This window comes from Gordonia terrae (assembly GCF_001698225.1).
In the GTDB taxonomy this organism is placed as follows: Bacteria; Actinomycetota; Actinomycetes; order Mycobacteriales; family Mycobacteriaceae; genus Gordonia; species Gordonia terrae.
The window spans coordinates 418550-434448 of the sequence record NZ_CP016594.1; the positions used below are offsets into that span (position 1 = coordinate 418550).

Below are 15899 nucleotides of genomic sequence, written 5' to 3' on the forward strand. Positions count from 1 at the left end.
GGTGGTCGTCGTCCGCGGGTAGCATCGAAATCGGTGTCTGTGACGGGAACGGACACCGAATCTCCAGGTAAGGCGGCGACGACATGGTCGACAGCAGTTCCCGCGGACATCGGTTGATGCCCGCGCGCACGAGCGAACAGATCCGCGAGTGGTGCGATCGTTCCGCGGTGCCGGGCGAGCGGCGCGAACTGTCCGACACCGCGGCGCTGCTCATCGCGTCCGGATATCTCACCCCGGGTGGGCGGGCGATCGTGGTGCGCCGGATCTCCACCGGCCGGCCGATGCCGTCGATGTCCGCGGGCTTCGGCGACCTCCGACGCATGCAGCGCGCGATCGTCCAGATCGAACACCAGTTGTCGAGTCCGGTGGTGCCCGGCGTGGTCGGTGCCGTGATGCGCAACCGGCTCAACGGTCTGCAGCGCCGCCGCGAGGACGCCCGCAAGCAGATCGTCGCAGCCAAGGGTGTGTTCGCGTCGGGAACCAGGGCGATCCGGCGCGAGCGGCGCGAGAACGTCTATCTCGAGATCGAGGAACGAGACCGGCTCTTCGCCGGCCTGCTGTGCACGCCGACCCCCAACGTCAACACGTCGAGCTATGTCCGTCGCGCCGGAACCGCGGCGTTCGACCGGATCGCCGGCGTGGTCGGGCAGGTGGCCGCGAAGTCGGGCAACTCGCAGGCGGGGCAGTGGGCCGACCAGTTCCTGTCCGGCGTGCGCGAGGCGCCGGGGGGTGCCGCGCAGGCCGGTGCGCCTCGCGCCGCGACCTTCGTTGACGGTTACGAGACGCTCTTGTTCATCACCGGCCACTACTACGACCGCATCCTCGGCAACCCTGCGTGGCGTTCCGACCACTTCGAGGTCCAGCGCACCCAGGTGAACCTGCATGCCGAGGTCGCCGAGATCGCCGCCGACGTCATCGCACTGCGAGCTGTCCGCATCGACCTCGATCGGGCCAAGCGCAACGGCGGCTTCGACCGCACCTTCGCCGCGCAGATCGATCAGCGTGAGACGACGCTGCGACCGGTGTGGACCGAGCTCATCGACCGCGTCCAGGCGCTCGGCGAGGTCGCGCACGTCGTCGAGTCCGCGGCCGTCGAGTTACAGGTCCTCGCCGAGTACAACAAGGCGGCCACGCTGGATGATCGCATCGACGCGCTGATCGCGAGATCAGGTGACCGGGAGATCTCCGTCGACAACGCCAAGCGACTCACCGAGCAGGTCCGCAGCGGCGAAGAGCAACTGCGGATCTATCGAGATGTGTTGCAGGGCAACATCGCGCGGATCTCGCCGGCGGTGCCTCGCGAGCTACCCGCCCGCTACGAGCCCTCGTGACCACGCGCTGAGGTAGTCCTTCTCGGCGGGGGTGAGCCTTCGCAGGGTGTGCTTCTCGATGTCGACGACGGCCATCTGCGTACTCGCCACACATGCCGGACGACTGTCGGCTTCGGCGCCGGCACTGCGGATCTCGTAGCCGATGGTGAAGTCCACTGAACGAAAGCCCCTGATCCACATCCCGATTCGCAGTGGCGAGTCGTCGTGGCGCAGCTGTGCCTGGTATCGGATGTCGACGTGCACGATCATCGCGCTGGTGATCAGCGGGGCGTGGTCCTCGCCGGCGCTCAACAGCCACGCGATGCGCGCCTCCTCCATGAGCGTGACCATCCGCGCGTGGTTGATGTGACCGAACGCGTCCATGTCCGACCATCGCACCCCGACGTCGGCGACGTACGCGAAGTCGTGTCGCCCGAGCCTCTCGGTCGACGGTGCGTCGTCTGGCTGGGGAGGCTGGGGGTGAACAGCAGGTGAACTGGGCATCGTCGACTTTCCTCGGCGGTCCCGGTGACCGTGAGACGCCGTGGTCACGGCCTTCCACTCCGCTGGACGCCGGGTAGTCTGTGAGTCTAGATGTCCGCGCCGCGCCGATCCGACCGGCGCGGACGCGTACGTGGTGACACGACGGGTCCGAGTGCGCTCGGGGGGACTGTCGGCGAGGGAGTTGGCTGGATGTCGAGGCGATTGATCGCAGGTCTGGTGTGCCTGATGGCGGGGATTCTGTTGACCCCCGCCATTGCCGACGCGGCTCCCAAACAGGTGGCGCGGATCGCCAAGTCCGAGAAACTGAGCGCTCTGCGCACCGACATCTGGGTGTTCTCGCCGGCGATGAACGAGCGGATCAAGCTCTCGGTGCTCACGCCGGTCGGCGGTTCGGCGCCGCGCTCGACGGTCTACATGCTCGACGGCGCGGGCGCCGAGGGCGCGGTCAGCGACTGGATCACCAAGGGTCGGGCCGGACGCTTCTTCGCGGACAAGAACGTGAACGTCGTGCTGCCCACGGGCGGCAAGGGCACCTTCTACACCGACTGGCAGAAGAAGGACGCGGCGCTCGGGAAGCCGATGTGGGAGACCTTCCTGACCAAGGAGCTGCCCCCGCTCATCGACGAACGGTTCGACGGGAACGGCCGCAACGCCGTCATCGGGCTGTCGATGGGCGGACAGGCCGCATTCTCGCTGGCCATCCGTCATCCCGAGATGTACACCGGGGTGGCCTCGCTCAGCGGTTGTCCGCCGGTGTCCGGGCCGGTCAACGAGGCGTATGTCCGGGGCACCGTCGGCCGCGACGGTGGCGACGCCACCAACATGTGGGGCCCGTTCGGTTCCGCGGGCTGGCGCGCGCACGATCCGAGCCTGCATCTGGACCGCCTGCGGGGGAAGAACATCTTCATCTCCGCCGGGTCGGGTGCCGTCGGTCCCCTCGACCTCCAGCGACAGATCGATCCGGAAGAGGGGCCGCGCGAGGTCGTGACCGCGTCGTCGTCGGCGCTCGAACTGGGTGCATACCGCTGCTCGCTGGAATTCGCCATCACGCTGCGCGCGGCGGGGGTGCGCTATACGGACGGGTTCCGGCTCATCGGAACCCACACGTGGGCGTACTGGGAGCGCGATCTCGAGGTCCTCTGGCCGACGATCGGCCGCGGGCTGTAGTCGGCCGCGGGCTCGCGATCGCGACGACAGATCGTCAGGCCCGCGGGCCCTCCCAGTTCTCGGCGAACCGTAGGAACACGTCGTCCTCGGTGGCGTTGGTGACGGTCACCCGGACGCCGTCACCGTCGAACGGGCGGACCACCACACCGGCGTCGACGCAGGCGCGTGCGAATTCCATCGACGCCGCCCCCAGCTCGAGCCACACGAAGTTGGCCTGTGAGTCCGGCACCCGGTATCCGGCGTCGCGCAGTCGAGCGGTGACGCGGGCGCGTTCGGCGACGACCGCGTCCGTGCGGGCCAGCAGCTGCTCGCCGGCATCCAGGCTGGCGAGCGCTGCGGCTTGCGCCACGCTGCTGACCGAGAACGGGATGTGGACCTTTCCGAGGGCTGTGATGACCTCCGGGTCGCCGATCGCGTACCCCACCCGCAACCCGGCCAGTCCGTACGCCTTCGAGAAGGTCCGCAGCACCACCAGGTTGGGGAACTCACGGCGGAGCTCGAGTGCGTCGTACGCCTGATTCGACGGCAGGCGCAGGTACTCGAAGTACGCCTCGTCGAGGGCGACGACGATGTCCGACGGCACGTTGTTCAGGAACTCACGGAGATCGGCTGCCTCGACGACGGTGCCGGTCGGGTTGTTCGGGTTGCACACGAAGATGAGCCGCGTGCGGTCGGTGACCGCGTCGGCCATCGCGCGCAGGTCGTACGTCAGGTCTCCGGTGAGCGGGACCTGCACCGGTGTCGCGCCCGCGACGCGGGTCGCGAGGGGATAGGTCTCGAACGACCGCCACCCGAAGACCACCTCGTCGCCCGGTCCGCTCGTGATGAGGATCAGGTTCTGGCAGAGGATGACCGATCCGCAGCCGACCTGGACCTCGTCTTCGGTGACACCGAGCCCCTTGGCCAGCGCCGCGGTCAGCTCGACCATCCCGTTGTCGGGGTAGCGGTTCACGCCTGCGGCCGCGGCGCCGATGGCGTCGACGACGCTCGGCAGCGGACCTTCGGTGACCTCGTTGCTCGCGAGTTTCACCGCTCCCGGAAACGTCTTGCCCGGCACGTACACGGGAAGGTCGTCCAGGTCGGGGCGGATTCGCAAGCTCACCCGACCAATGTAGGCCGCGACCCCGGAGACGCAGAAACCGGCTCTGACCAACCGGTTTGCTTGTGGACGCGAAGGGTGTGTAACCTTTCGACTCGGCAGTTCGAAAGGACTCCGCCAGGGAGGCGTGCCAGAGCGGCCGAATGGGACTCACTGCTAATGAGTTGTTCCGCTTAAAACGGAACCGGAGGTTCAAATCCTCTCGCCTCCGCCACCGCAGTCGGCCGACGGCGGTACAACTGAAGAGCTGTACAACTGAATATCACGCGCCCGTAGCTCAACGGATAGAGCATCTGACTACGGATCAGAAGGTTTGGGGTTCGAATCCCTACGGGCGCACCACAGAGGCCCGTCACCGATCCCGGTGGCGGGCCTCTTCTGTGTGCGCCGGACCCTGGGTGGGTGGACGAGGTGCCGGGGCACACGCTCTGGGGCACGGCGGCTCTCGGGCGGTCGCCGATGAGCTCGCGGATGATCCGTCGTGGTGCCATCCATCCTCACCGGGCCGCGCGGCGTCGACACGAGTACGGCACTACCCCAATCGGCGAGGGGGTGGCTACCCGCGGAGGATCACCAGCTGCTGGGTCGCCCGGGTCATCGACACGTAGCGGTCGACCGCACCCTCGATGCCCGCGCCGAAGGAGTCGGGGTCGACGAGCACCACGAGATCGAACTCGAGTCCCTTGGCGAGGGTCGGGGTGAGCGACCGCACGCGGTCGGTCCCGGCGAACCCCGGTTCGCCGATCACGCAGGCGATCCCGTCTCGATGCGTCGACGTCCACTCGCCGACCACCGCGTCGAGGTCCGCGCGGTCGCCGTACGTGACCGGAATGTCCGCCCGCCGAACAGAAGTCGGCACATTCGCGTCGGGGAGAACCGCGCGGATGACGGGTGCAGCAGCGTCCATGATCTCCTCGGGGGTTCGGTAGTTGATCGTGAGTCCCGCCGCTGTGACGTCGCTCAACCCGACCCGCTCGAGTCGCTCGGCCCAGGACTCGCCGAATCCTCGGCGAGCCTGTGCGCGGTCGCCGACGACGGTGAAGCTCTTCGACGGGCAACGATCGATCAGCATCTGCCACTGGGCGTCGGTCAGTTCCTGTGCCTCGTCGACGACGATGTGCGCGAACGGCCCGGCCAGCGGGCCGGTGGTCTCACCGTCGAGGTCGTCCCCGAGGTTGTGGCGCAGGTTCTCGTGTCGCAGCATCGCCATCAACCCCTCTCCGTCGTCGTGGACCTCGGCGGCGATCAGGTCGTCGACCACCTGGTCGATCTTCTCGCGCTCCGCCTCCCGGTCGGAGCGCTGCCTACGACGACGGGCCGACGCCGCCGGGTCGCCGATCCGGCGGTGGGCGCGGTCGAGGATCGGCAGGTCGGCCTCGGTCCAGGCGTCCGGGTTGCTGCGCTGGAGTGCGCGGACCTCGTAGGGTGACAGCCACGGCGCGCACATGCGGAGGAAGGCCGGCACCGACCACAGGTCACCGACGATCTCCGCGGCGTCGAGCACCGGCCACGCTCGCGAGAATGCCGTCACGAGTTCGTCGTTCGCCGACAGTGCACGACGCAGCGCGTGGTGCGGCACGTCGTCGTCGTGTCGCGACGCGATGATCGACATCAGCTCCTCCCAGACCTCGTCGCGGGCATCGTTGTGCGCCGTGCCGCGTTCCGGTACGTCGAAGGCCTCCGCCCAGTCGGTCGGGGTCAGAGTTGTCTCGGCCCAGGGCGTTTCGACGACAAAGGGTGCTGTGGGTGGTTGTTCGTAGAACTTGACCGCCGGTTCGACGGCCTCGACCATGCGAGCCGACGACTTCAACCGTGCGACGGCGGCGTCGGCTTCGGTTGTCGCCGAATCGCCTTCGGCAACCAGATCGGCGAGAGTGCATGTCTGGACACTCTCCTCGCCGAGGCTCGGCAACACATCGGCGACATACGAGAGGTAGGGCCGGTGGGGCCCGACGACGAGCAGCCCGCCCCGATTGCCGGCGAGGCGCGGATCGGCGTAGACGAGGTAGGCGGCACGATGCAGCGCGACGACGGTCTTGCCGGTCCCGGGCCCGCCGTCGACGACGAGGGCGCCGTGCGATCCGGCGCGGATGATCGCGTCCTGATCGGTGGCGATGGTGCCCAGGACATCCCGCATGCGCGGAGAACGACTGGCACCGAGGTCGGCGAGGAAGGCCGACTGGTCGTCGAGTGCCGCGTGTGAGGCGAGCACCGCCGGGTCGTCGACGAAGACCTCGTCCCAGTAGTCGGTGATCCGACCGTGTGTCCAGCGGTAGCGGCGTCTGCTCCGCAGCCCCATCGGGTCACGCCGGGTGGCGGCGAAGAACGGCGCGGCCAGCGGCGTGCGCCAGTCGACGAGCAGGGTGTCGCCGGTGGGATCGGTCAGACCGAGCCGGCCGATGTACAGGATCTCCCCGTCGTCGCGGACCAGACGGCCCAGGCAGAGGTCGAGGCCGAATCGGCGCAGAGATCGAATGCGCGCCCCGAGCTGGTGGATCTCCATGTCGCGGTCGACCGCCCGGCGGCCCTTGCCGCCGGCTTCGCGCCGCAGTCCCTGCAAGCGTTCGTCGGCGTCGGCCAGCGTGCGGCACAGATTCGTGGTGATCGACGTGAAGTGTCGAGCGTCGTCGGCGATGAGGGCGGGATCGTTCTTCGGGGAGAGGCGGTGAGGGAGGTCGAACACCGCGGTGGTCGTCGAAGTCGCGTCGGAGGGGGCGTCGGGGGCTGAGGTCACAGAGAGGGGCTCCGAATCGGCAGGCGGCAGGGTGGTCTCGGCAGGTGCGACAGCGATTCTGCACCGCATGGGGGGCCTTGCGGCAAGCCCCTGTCCAGGGCTTATGGTGAAAGGGGAAGAGCGATCGTCGGGCGCGCGGGTGAAACGGACCCCGGTTTCATGTGATCCGATGACCAATCAGCTGTTGCGGGCCGCGATGGTGTATGTGAAAGTACTTTCAGTTCACTACGGTGAACTCCTATCGGTGGGGCCTGTCAGGGGGCTGCCGCCCCCGAGCGCACGGGGGCGGGGCGGCAGCGCGGCCACAGCCTTCATTTCCCGGTCTCCCGGGTCGCGACTCATTCGACCGACTGGTCCGCTTCTCTGCACCGCATCGACGTGACCTGCGGCTTTCCGATCGTCGGCGTGAGCACCAGACCTCGCGCCGTAAGGTCGGAGGTGGAATGACACGCGGCGTCGCGCCGGTCCGCCGGTTCGGAGCGGGTGCTTCGACGCGTCGACGACGACGCAGGATCTCGACCGGAGGCCGACGATGGGACAGCCGTACGGGGAGCCGAACCACGGCGCCCGTGATCCGCGGCACCGCGGCGAGGTCGGCGGCCTGCCCGCCGGGTCGCCCCGCGACCCCTACGGTCGGCCCGTCGCGACACAGCTCTATCCCCCGCTCGGGTACGCCTCCGACGGCACCCCGATGTTCCGTCCCGGCCAGCCGACGAACACCGAACTGAACCTGGCCGAGCGCGCGGAGCGCGCAGAGGCGGAGCGCATCGCGACCGCCGAGCGCGAGGCCGACAGCTCAGCCGGTGAGTCCCGTTCGCGCATTCTCGACGTGCCCACCGCGACACTGATTCTGACGCTCGGGGTGGTGGTGCTGCTCGTGGTGGCCTTCGTCGGTTTCCTCGGTCTGCGCAACGGGTCGTCGGACGAACCGGTCGCGGACTCGCCGCTCATCACCGACACGATGCCGATCCCGCGCACTTTCGAACCGCCCAGCCTCACCCCGCCCGAACCGGGACAACAGCTTCCGGGCCGGCCCGGTGAGCGAATCGACCCGCAGAACAAGCCGGTGACCTACGAGGCGACCATCGACGGTCAGGCCACCATCCTGTACGTCGACGACGCCGGCCTGCGCTCCGAATTCGCCCCGACGAATCCGTGGACTGTTCGCTTCACCGGCGGGATCAACCCGCTGCGTCTGTTGGTGATCGCGGGGACGGGTAGCTCGGTGAGCTGTTCGATCACTGTCGACGGCGAGAAGGTGGTGGAGGACACGGTGACGCCGTCGTCGACGCGCCGAACCGCGTCCTGCATCGCCTAGGTGTTCACGTCCCCGTCACCGCGAATACCGCGTGTCGGTCGGATGACCTGCTCGTCCGATGTGTGATCGGGGCCGTGGCTCGCTACCGTGGTCTCGTGAGTTCTCCGCAGACAGCCCCTGACAGCGGTCAGTCCTCCGCCCCCACCGACGAGTTCAAGACGATGCTCACGTGGCGAGGCGAGGACACCGATCGACTCGAACAGGTCCGCCTGGTCGTGTCCGGCACGCGCCTCAAGGCATACGGACGGATCATCGCCGCGGCGACCGCCGACCACGAGGCGTTCTCCGCGTCGTACGAGCTGCAGACCACCGATGCCGGTGTGGTCAAGCGGCTGACCGTGCACCTGGTGCGCGCCGACGGCGAGACGCAGTTCGGCATCACCCGCGACGACGAGGGCACGTGGCTGATCCGTCGCCCCGACGGCGAGACCACCCGCTCGGACTTTGGCGGCGCGCAGGACGTCGAGCTTGCCCTGTCGCCCATGTTCAATTCCCTGCCGATCCGTCGCGGCGATGTGTCGACCTCGTCGACCGAGGCCGCCGAGGTCCCCGTCGCCTACATGTACCTGCCGAGTGGTGAGGTGAAGCCGGCGACGATGTCGTACACCGCGGTCCAGGGCGGTTTCGAGGTGGTCTCGCCGCTCGCGACGACCACCATCACCGTCGACGACAACGGTTTCGTCCTCGACTACCCGGGTCTCGCGCGCCGGGTCTGAGGGCGGCCGGTCCCGACCTCAGCCCACCCACACCCGGCCCTGGTGGGCCTGACGACGCAGTTCTTGCTGCCAGCCGTCGTCGCCGACGGTCACCCCGCTGATGACCTCAGCGGTTCCGGAGTGCAACTGCTCGTAGGCCGACCGGGCGCGGTGCCCGTCGTCGACGAGCACTTCGACGGTGCCGTGGTCGCGGAGTTCGTCGCGCGCTGCGATGAGACGGTCGATGGTCTCACTGAGGACGTTGAGCACCGCGATGCCGTTGGCCTCGATCATCGCGCGTTGCAGGGCTGGTGCCGTGCCGGCGACCCGGGTTCCGTCGCGGAAGCTGCCCGCCGCCAGCCGCAGGGCGAGATCGCTCTCCCCGGCTCCGACGGCGGCGGTGGCCGCTGCGGTCAGATGCGGCAGGTGAGAGATCGCGGCGACCGCCCGGTCGTGCGCGTCCGGAGCCACCGGCACCACACGTGAGCCGACGGCCACAGCCAGCGAGGCCACCGTCAGCCAGTCGTCCGACGGCGTGTCGTCGGTGGTGGTGACCGCCCACATGGCCCCGTCGAAGAGGGCGGCGTCGGTCGCTGCCCAACCCGACGAACTGGTTCCCGCCATCGGATGGCCGCCCACGTACCGGCCACCGGGGTGGAGGTGGGCGAGCACGCGCGCGACTTCCTGCTTGACGCTGATGACGTCGGTGACCAGGACGCCGGGGGCGTGTTCGGCGAGAGCGGTCACCAGCGGCTCGATGGTCGTCACCGGCGTCGCCAGCACGACCAGCGCGTCCGACGACGCCGCGCGCTGAAGTGTCGCAACGAGATCCGTAGACGCGTCATAGCCGTCGCCGGTGGCGGCGTCGACCGTCGCGGTTGACCGGTTGTAGCCGAAGGCGTCGTGTCCGGCGTCGTGCAGGGCCCGCAGCAGTGACCCGCCGATCAGCCCGAGACCGAGCACGCACACCGGTCGGGGGAGGACGGGAGCGGGGGACGACGGCGCGGCAGTCACCCTGACACGTTCCCATACCGGTCACGCACGGTGAACCGGGACTTGGGAGTACCGGTGATAGGGGCTACGGTTTGCTGCATGGCCGGTGCCGGATTTGGGAAGTCGGGGTCGAACGCGCAGGACGTGGACGACGACATCGACGGTTTCGCCGTGGCGGTCGTCCGCGACGAGAGTGGCTGGAAGGTCACCGCGATGAAACCGTCGGCGCTCTCCGACCTCGAGGACGCCGAAACCCAGTTGCGTGAGCTGCGTTCCGCGGGCGCGGTGTTCGGGCTTCTGGACGTCGACGACGAGTTCTTCATCATCGTGCGGCCGTCCCCGACGGGAGCGCGTCTGCTGATCTCCGACGCGACCGCCTCCGTAGACTACGACATCGCGGTCGACGCGCTGGACGCGCTGAACGTCGAGGTGCCCGACATCGATCCGGACGAGCTCGACCAGATCGATCCGTGGGAGGAAGGGGATCTCGGGTTGCTCGCCGATCTGGGACTGCCCGACGCGGTGATGAGCATCATCGTCGGCGACACCGATCTCTACGCCGACGAACAGCTCGGCATGATCGCGGCACGGCTCGGCTTCGCCGACGAGCTGGGCAAGGTCCTCGACTCCCTCGGCCACTGAGTCGGCACGAACTCGTGCGATGAGTGCGCCCGCCTGGGAGGCCATGGTTCGTGCGGCGCTCGACGCGGCAGCACTCTCGGGGACCGACGACGTTCCCATCGGCGCGGTCGTGTTCGACCCGGAAGGCATCGAACTGGCTCGCGCCGCCAACCGCCGCGAGGCCGATGGCGATCCGACGGCACACGCCGAGGTGCTCGCTCTGCGTGCGGCGGCGCGGGCGTTCGGTGACGGCTGGCGCCTGCCCGGATGCACGATCGCGGTGACCGTCGAGCCCTGCACCATGTGCGCGGGCGCGATCACGCTGTCCCGGGTCGACGCCGTCGTGTTCGGAGCATGGGAGCCCAAGACGGGCGCGGTCGGCTCGCTGTGGGACGTCGTGCGCGACCCGCGGCTGTCGCATCGGCCCCAGGTGAAGGGTGGCGTGCTCGAACCCGAGTGCCGCGCCCTCATGGTCGACTTCTTCGCCACCCGACGACATCCGTGACCGCGGCGTCTCGGGGTCGCGAGACATCAAGATCGGTGAGATCTCAGGGTCCCGTCCGGTGGTCGTGGCCGCTCGGTCCTGGCAGATTGGACTGCAGTACCCCCGACCCGCGAGGAGTAGTCATGACCGATCCGTCCGACAAGGTGACCGCGGCCTTCGACACCGCGAAGGCGAAGATCAACGAACTCGCCGAGAGCGGCAAGGTCCAGGAGGCGCTGGGTACCGCCCGCGACAAGATCGACGAGTTCGTCGAGAGCAAGCAGGTGCAGGACGCCCTGGGCACCGCGAAGGACAAGCTCAACGACCTCGCCGAGAACGAGAAGGTCCAGGAGGCGTTCACCACCGCCAAGGACAAGCTCAACGAGGTGTCGCAGAAGTTCAACAACCGCTGACCTGGGGTTCTGCAGACCATCGTGGTCCTGTGGCACGGTGGAAGCAGGAGTCAGCTCCTGAGCGGCGGCGTTGGCGTCGAGCCGTGGCGCGACGAACGTCGTCGAGTTCTTCCACTCGGCCGATGGGCCGAACCCTATCGAGGAGGCTTCATGGGAACCACTGACGACGCACAGAACAAGGCCGAAGAGCTGAAGGGTCGCGGCAAGGAAGCTGCCGGCAGCCTCACCGACAACCAGGACCTCAAGAACGAGGGCAAAGGTGACCAGGCGCAGGCCCAGGGCAAGCAGAAGATCACCGATGCCGCTGACGCCGTCAAGGGCAAGATCGACGACGTCAAGGACAAGCTGACCGGCCACTGATCCAGCCGGCCGCCCGGCGGTGCTCGCCTGACCAGCCGATTTAAGTCTGACCGCCCCTCTGCGGTACAGTCTTCGGCGGTGGCGTGTCCGAGCGGCCGAAGGTGCAGCACTCGAAATGCTGTGTGCGGTAACCCCGTACCGAGGGTTCAAATCCCTCCGCCACCGCCAGAAATGGCCCCCCACTCGCAAGGGTGGGGGGCCATTTCGATGTTCTGGCCGCGGTTCCGCGGATCAGCCCATGCTGAACGGCTTGCCGTACACGGCGATCGATTGCGACACGTTGTCGGTCGTGATGCTCACCTTGGCGTAGGAGCGGGCCTGTGCGTAGCCGGCACAGCCGTTCACCATCATCGTCTCGTTGGTGTACGCCAGGGTGCCCTTGCCGCCGGCGAAGCTGATCGACGACGAGTGTCCGGCTGCACCGAACGCGTCCTTGTACTCACGGTCGTTGATGACGTAGTTGACCGCCTGGCCGGGGCCGATGGTCACGCCGGCTCCGGTCTCGGCCGTCGTGGTCGCGCTCTGGAGGTCGTAGTCGGGTGCGGTCGCGCCGGCCCGGCTGTTCGAGTTGCCGCCGAGGGTGAGCTGGCAACCGACGATGTAACCCGCGCCGACGCCGATCTTCGCCGCCTTGTCGGAGGTGGTCACCACGTACTTGCCGGAGACCCATGCATTGCGATGCAGGGGCGTGCCGCCCATGGAGGGGTTGATCCGCGCGGATTCGTTGCTGCGCGTGATGGTCACCGTCGTACCGTCTTTCAACTTCTTCGTGACGGACTGTCCGGGGAGTTGGACGGCGGTGTCGGCCTGCGCGGGTGCGGCGGTCAGCGCGGGCACCAGTGCCGCGCAGGCGATTGCGGTTGTGGCCGCGATGATCCGGGTGCGCGCGGCGGGGCGCTGGGGGACGGTCATGGGAGCTCCGATTCGGCGAGTCTTGGTCATGGTCAACGGGTTCGCGGTCAGCCGATGGAGAACGGCTTGCCGTAGAGGTTCACCTTCTGGTGCACCTCGCCGGTGGTCTCGATCGTGGTGAAGGCACGGGCCTGGGCGTACCCGCCACAGTTCTGCACATCGATCTGGGCGTCGTCGTAACCGAGATGGTAGGTGCCGGCCTTCTCGATGTTCTTGGTGTTCAGCACCACGAACGTGACGTCGCCGGCGGCAAGTGGAACGGTCAGGGTGCCCGAGAGCGACGGCGCGGTCGGGGTCAGCGAGCCGGACAGCCCGCCCTGGAGGCCCTTGATGTTCACCTGGCATCCGATGATGTAACCGGTGGACAGTGTGGCGGCGGCGCCGTTCGTCGCGGTTCCATTGCTCCCCGGTAGTGTCGTCTCGCCGGCCGCACCGACACTCGGCCCTGCCTTGGCGGGCTTGAGATGTGGTGCGTACAAGGTGATCTGGCCGCTGACCCAGGTGGTCCTGGACACGCCGTTCGCGGCCATCGACGCCGAGACCCGGGCGCTCTCCTCGGACCGGACGATCTGGATGCCCTCACCTTTCGCGGTGCCGCCCGGAAGTCGGACGAATGCGTCTGCGCCCGCCGACGCGGCGCCGGCGAGCAGCGCGGCAGTCACCGATCCGCCGATGAGTGCGGACAGTCCGACGGCCCGCAAGGTTCGTTGTGTCATCTCGTGCTCTCCTCGTTTCGTCTCCCCGTCCGCGGACGGGGTGTCGCACTGCGTCGAGAACTCATCGCAGGGGGATGAGCCCGTCAGCTGCGGCAGGGTGGCGATCGTAGGTGAACGTACCCTAAATAGAAGATGAGTGAAAAACTATGTAGGGGTTGACACACACCCCTCGAATAAAGGTAGCCTAACCTCTGTAAGGCGGTGGGCTCCTCCGGCGTTCGCGGGTTGTGGTTCACGCACTGTGTGTCGGGTTCGACTGCAGCGCAGACGAACTCGTTGACCATCGGGGATGTGTGACTCGGACGTCGACTTCGTGCTCGCTGCTGGGAGCAGCCCACGACATTCACGGTGCATTGCCCGCAGTGCACACCGGCGACGTCGTCATCGACTTCGAACGCTTCTATGAGTCCGTGGAGTGGATGGCCGAGCAACTGGTCTTCTGCGGGGTCACTCCCGGGAGCCGGGTGGCACTCGCGATCCACACGGGTTGGGAGTTCGTCCTCGCGTGGCATTCGTTGCTGGAGGCCGACGTCGTGACGGTCCCGATCGTCCTCGGCCCACGCTGCAATGCGGTCGGCACTCAGGATGTCGGTTTCGTCTTCGCCCACATCGACCAGTGCGTCGAGGTCGAGGACTTCGTCGAAGCCGTTGTGCCGCCGGCTCCATCCCGGGTGCTGTACCGGGTTGCCGGTGATTTCGTACTCGTCGCTCTCGGACGGGCTGCTCCGATCCGCGAGGAGGGTGGTCTCGTCACCGACCTCGAAGCCGGGTCTGTCGACAGTGCTCGCCGCCTCGTGGCCGAGGCGGAGTGGATGGCCGAGGACGACGGCGGTGTGCGGCGAGGTGTCCGTGTCCGACTGGAAGGGGATCTCGCCACCCGCGAGACCATGGTCCGAATTCTCGCGTGTGCGTCTGCCGGCGCATGTGTGGCGGTCGACGCGCCCTTCGGGCTGCCCGAGTGGGGTGCCCCCGTCGCTCCGTGACCGATGCGCCCGATACCTCAGCCCAGCGCGGCGGAGACCCGGTCGGCGAGGTCGGTCTCACGACGCCGGGCGAGGAGGCCGAGGATGTCGTCGACAGTGGAATCGTCGGGTAACCACAATGATTCCGCGAGTATCCGGGTGAGCCGGGACCTGGTGATGCGTTCCGGGCGACGTCCGATCCGGGTCAGGATGGCGTTGCCGGGTGACGTGCTGGAGTGCTCGGCCCGTCGAACGGCGAAGGTGCTCGGTCCGAAGTCGAGGAAGACCGCCGAACCGGCCGTGAGTTCGAGTGCGTCGATGAACCGTTTGATCGAACCCGTCCGTGCCTGAACCGACGCCCACCTGAAAGTCTGTGACCCCAGCGCGGTCTCGAGGACGACCGGTGTGCCGGGGCCGATGCCGAGGACGCCGGCGAGGGCGCTGGGAATGTTGAATCCTGTTCCGCGACACTGCGCCGGAGTGATCGTCGTCGCCCAGTGCACGACGTCGTTCTCGCGGTACAGGCCGCGTGTCCGTCCAGGCGTCCGGCGGGGCCGATGTGTTCGTTCGCGCCGGGTGACAATGCCGCCGCGGGTCTGGAACTCGCCGGCCCCGGCGTACGCACGGATGGTGGCCTCGCTGACGTCGTGACGGCCGCGGATCGTCGCGATGACGTCGTCGAGAGGCGCGGCGCCGTCGCGGTCGGACAGAATCGCATCGATCTGCAGATGGACCGGTTCGTATCGTGGGAGGCCCCACTCGGCGAGGCCATAGCGGGTGCGGTCGGTCTTGACGATACGTGCGTCCGATGCGAGGGCGTTTCGAATACTGTTGTGGGCACGCGGGATCGACGATATCGCGTCCACAATCTCGTCGAATGTCAACGGCGCGCCGTGTATCGCGAGCGTCGCGACGACGATCTCCCCCGTCGTCGAGCGGGTGGCGATCGCGTGGCCGTCGAGCACTTCGTATCCCGCCCGCCGCAACCACCGTGCGGCCGAATCATCGGACAGGCCGAGGTGGTCGGCGATCGCGGCTACCGGGGGCACCTCGCCGGGGCGTGCCGCCGCCGCGACGGCTGACTTCGTGAACTCGGCGACCCTTCGGAGGCTGCCCCGGATGATCCAGTTCTCGCTCGTGCGCAGACCCGACGCCGCGGCCACCACTCGCCAGCACGGGGCCTCGAGGTCGCCCACCGGTGACCCGGCGAGCGTCGAGTCGCCGGTGAGCGCAGTGGCGTCCGCGATCGGCGCGGCCCGCCGGTCGATCATCGCCGACAGCTCGGAGAGAACCGGATCGGCGTCTATCAACGAGGCCAGACGGGCTCGGAGGGAGCGATCGATCTGGGTGATCCGCTCGCGGGACAGTCCGAGGATCTCGGCGACCTCTGACTGTGTTCGAGGGTGGGCGGCGTAGACCCGCTCGGTCAGCACCCGCCGCTCCTGGCCGGACAGTCCGGCGTCGAAGGCGGCGACCGCGTCGAGCGCCTGCCTGTCGCCCGGCGTCCGTTCCGACGCCGAGAGTCCGCTGGCATGCGCGGTCATGGGTGGTGCGTTCTCGTCCACCATCGGATTGTCCCCCGAGCACAAAGGTCCGGAGGAAGTCTGGCCT

Annotated in this window: 16 protein-coding genes and 3 tRNA genes; 12 read left to right on the plus strand and 7 right to left on the minus strand. The window is 68.1% G+C overall.

Features of this window, described 5'->3' with window-relative positions; genetic code table 11:
• The first annotated feature begins 83 nt into the window (after window positions 1-83).
• Window positions 84-1331 (plus strand): hypothetical protein, encoded by a 1248-nt coding sequence (locus tag BCM27_RS01900; RefSeq protein WP_004021799.1) that lies wholly within the window; start codon window positions 84-86, stop codon window positions 1329-1331.
• On the opposite strand, the gene BCM27_RS01905 is transcribed toward BCM27_RS01900, so the two are convergent.
• The gene (locus BCM27_RS01905) at window positions 1305-1814 is read right to left on the minus strand and encodes an acyl-CoA thioesterase (protein WP_004021798.1); all 510 of its coding nucleotides are present in this window, start codon (window positions 1812-1814) and stop codon (window positions 1305-1307) included. The genes BCM27_RS01900 and BCM27_RS01905 overlap by 27 nt on opposite strands.
• Before the next feature lie 189 nt (window positions 1815-2003).
• On the opposite strand from BCM27_RS01905, the gene BCM27_RS01910 reads away from it, so the two are divergent.
• Window positions 2004-2981, plus strand: a complete 978-nt coding sequence (locus tag BCM27_RS01910) for an alpha/beta hydrolase (protein WP_004021797.1) — start codon at window positions 2004-2006, stop codon at window positions 2979-2981.
• 34 nt (window positions 2982-3015) lie between these two features.
• Here BCM27_RS01910 and hisC read toward each other — a convergent pair whose 3' ends face one another.
• Window positions 3016-4083, minus strand: coding sequence for a histidinol-phosphate transaminase (gene hisC / locus BCM27_RS01915; RefSeq protein ID WP_033204566.1), 1068 nt, complete (start codon window positions 4081-4083; stop codon window positions 3016-3018).
• A gap of 118 nt (window positions 4084-4201) precedes the next feature.
• On the opposite strand from hisC, the gene BCM27_RS01920 reads away from it, so the two are divergent.
• Together BCM27_RS01920 and BCM27_RS01925 are read left to right on the plus strand one after the other, a co-directional pair.
• A tRNA-Ser gene (locus BCM27_RS01920) sits at window positions 4202-4294 on the plus strand.
• Between the two features lie 52 nt (window positions 4295-4346).
• Window positions 4347-4422 (plus strand) — tRNA-Arg (locus BCM27_RS01925).
• 214 nt (window positions 4423-4636) lie between these two features.
• Here BCM27_RS01925 and helR read toward each other — a convergent pair.
• Entirely contained in the window at window positions 4637-6814 is a 2178-nt protein-coding gene (gene helR, locus BCM27_RS01930) for an RNA polymerase recycling motor ATPase HelR (protein ID WP_004021795.1), read from the minus strand.
• Window positions 6815-7346: 532 nt separating this feature from the next.
• On the opposite strand from helR, the gene BCM27_RS01935 reads away from it, so the two are divergent.
• Window positions 7347-8132 (plus strand): hypothetical protein, encoded by a 786-nt coding sequence (locus BCM27_RS01935; protein WP_004021793.1) that lies wholly within the window; start codon window positions 7347-7349, stop codon window positions 8130-8132.
• Between the two features lie 161 nt (window positions 8133-8293).
• Window positions 8294-8848 (plus strand): putative glycolipid-binding domain-containing protein, encoded by a 555-nt coding sequence (locus BCM27_RS01940; protein ID WP_081487018.1) that lies wholly within the window; start codon window positions 8294-8296, stop codon window positions 8846-8848.
• An 18-nt stretch (window positions 8849-8866) separates the two neighbouring features.
• Here the strand turns inward: BCM27_RS01940 and BCM27_RS01945 are convergent, their stop codons facing one another.
• Entirely contained in the window at window positions 8867-9841 is a 975-nt protein-coding gene (locus BCM27_RS01945) for a prephenate dehydrogenase (RefSeq protein WP_004021791.1), read from the minus strand.
• 78 nt (window positions 9842-9919) lie between these two features.
• Between BCM27_RS01945 and BCM27_RS01950 the strand changes: the two genes are divergently transcribed.
• The 5 genes from BCM27_RS01950 (at window position 9920) to BCM27_RS01970 (ending at window position 11866) form a co-directional block, all read left to right on the plus strand.
• Window positions 9920-10462, plus strand: a complete 543-nt coding sequence (locus tag BCM27_RS01950; RefSeq protein WP_004021790.1) for a tRNA adenosine deaminase-associated protein — start codon at window positions 9920-9922, stop codon at window positions 10460-10462.
• A gap of 19 nt (window positions 10463-10481) precedes the next feature.
• Window positions 10482-10946 (plus strand): nucleoside deaminase, encoded by a 465-nt coding sequence (locus tag BCM27_RS01955; RefSeq protein ID WP_004021789.1) that lies wholly within the window; start codon window positions 10482-10484, stop codon window positions 10944-10946.
• A 122-nt stretch (window positions 10947-11068) separates the two neighbouring features.
• Window positions 11069-11338 carry a hypothetical protein gene (locus tag BCM27_RS01960; RefSeq protein ID WP_004021788.1) on the plus strand — a complete coding sequence of 90 codons (270 nt, stop codon included), beginning with the start codon at window positions 11069-11071 and terminating at the stop codon, window positions 11336-11338.
• A 150-nt stretch (window positions 11339-11488) separates the two neighbouring features.
• On the plus strand, window positions 11489-11698 hold the full coding sequence (locus tag BCM27_RS01965) for a CsbD family protein (protein ID WP_004021787.1): 210 nt from the start codon (window positions 11489-11491) through the stop codon (window positions 11696-11698).
• Between the two features lie 77 nt (window positions 11699-11775).
• Window positions 11776-11866: transfer RNA gene (locus BCM27_RS01970), tRNA-Ser, on the plus strand.
• 63 nt (window positions 11867-11929) lie between these two features.
• On the opposite strand, the gene BCM27_RS01975 is transcribed toward BCM27_RS01970, so the two are convergent.
• Both BCM27_RS01975 and BCM27_RS01980 read right to left on the minus strand, forming a co-directional pair.
• Window positions 11930-12610 carry an MspA family porin gene (locus tag BCM27_RS01975; RefSeq protein ID WP_239450645.1) on the minus strand — a complete coding sequence of 227 codons (681 nt, stop codon included), beginning with the start codon at window positions 12608-12610 and terminating at the stop codon, window positions 11930-11932.
• Window positions 12611-12657: 47 nt separating this feature from the next.
• The gene (locus tag BCM27_RS01980) at window positions 12658-13326 is read right to left on the minus strand and encodes an MspA family porin (RefSeq protein WP_004021785.1); all 669 of its coding nucleotides are present in this window, start codon (window positions 13324-13326) and stop codon (window positions 12658-12660) included.
• Window positions 13327-13688: 362 nt separating this feature from the next.
• Here BCM27_RS01980 and BCM27_RS01985 point away from each other — a divergent pair, with 362 nt between their 5' ends.
• Window positions 13689-14309, plus strand: a complete 621-nt coding sequence (locus tag BCM27_RS01985) for an AMP-binding protein (protein WP_004021784.1) — start codon at window positions 13689-13691, stop codon at window positions 14307-14309.
• Window positions 14310-14326: 17 nt separating this feature from the next.
• Here the strand turns inward: BCM27_RS01985 and BCM27_RS01990 are convergent, their stop codons facing one another.
• On the minus strand, window positions 14327-15832 hold the full coding sequence (locus BCM27_RS01990; RefSeq protein WP_004021783.1) for a sigma factor-like helix-turn-helix DNA-binding protein: 1506 nt from the start codon (window positions 15830-15832) through the stop codon (window positions 14327-14329).
• Window positions 15833-15899 lie beyond the last annotated feature (67 nt).

Bases quoted from the DNA above. Each gene is read 5' to 3' on its own strand.
- BCM27_RS01940 (WP_081487018.1), top strand. From the start codon at position 8,294: ATGCTCACGTGGCGAGGCGAGGACACCGATCGACTCGAACAGGTCCGC.
- BCM27_RS01910 (WP_004021797.1), top strand. From the start codon at position 2,004: ATGTCGAGGCGATTGATCGCAGGTCTGGTGTGCCTGATGGCGGGGATT.
- BCM27_RS01900 (WP_004021799.1), top strand. From the start codon at position 84: ATGGTCGACAGCAGTTCCCGCGGACATCGGTTGATGCCCGCGCGCACG.
- BCM27_RS01955 (WP_004021789.1), top strand. From the start codon at position 10,482: ATGAGTGCGCCCGCCTGGGAGGCCATGGTTCGTGCGGCGCTCGACGCG.
- BCM27_RS01980 (WP_004021785.1), bottom strand. From the start codon at position 13,326: ATGACACAACGAACCTTGCGGGCCGTCGGACTGTCCGCACTCATCGGC.
- BCM27_RS01935 (WP_004021793.1), top strand. From the start codon at position 7,347: ATGGGACAGCCGTACGGGGAGCCGAACCACGGCGCCCGTGATCCGCGG.
- BCM27_RS01990 (WP_004021783.1), bottom strand. From the start codon at position 15,832: ATGACCGCGCATGCCAGCGGACTCTCGGCGTCGGAACGGACGCCGGGC.
- BCM27_RS01965 (WP_004021787.1), top strand. From the start codon at position 11,489: ATGGGAACCACTGACGACGCACAGAACAAGGCCGAAGAGCTGAAGGGT.
- BCM27_RS01975 (WP_239450645.1), bottom strand. From the start codon at position 12,610: ATGACCGTCCCCCAGCGCCCCGCCGCGCGCACCCGGATCATCGCGGCC.
- BCM27_RS01950 (WP_004021790.1), top strand. From the start codon at position 9,920: ATGGCCGGTGCCGGATTTGGGAAGTCGGGGTCGAACGCGCAGGACGTG.
- BCM27_RS01905 (WP_004021798.1), bottom strand. From the start codon at position 1,814: ATGCCCAGTTCACCTGCTGTTCACCCCCAGCCTCCCCAGCCAGACGAC.
- BCM27_RS01960 (WP_004021788.1), top strand. From the start codon at position 11,069: ATGACCGATCCGTCCGACAAGGTGACCGCGGCCTTCGACACCGCGAAG.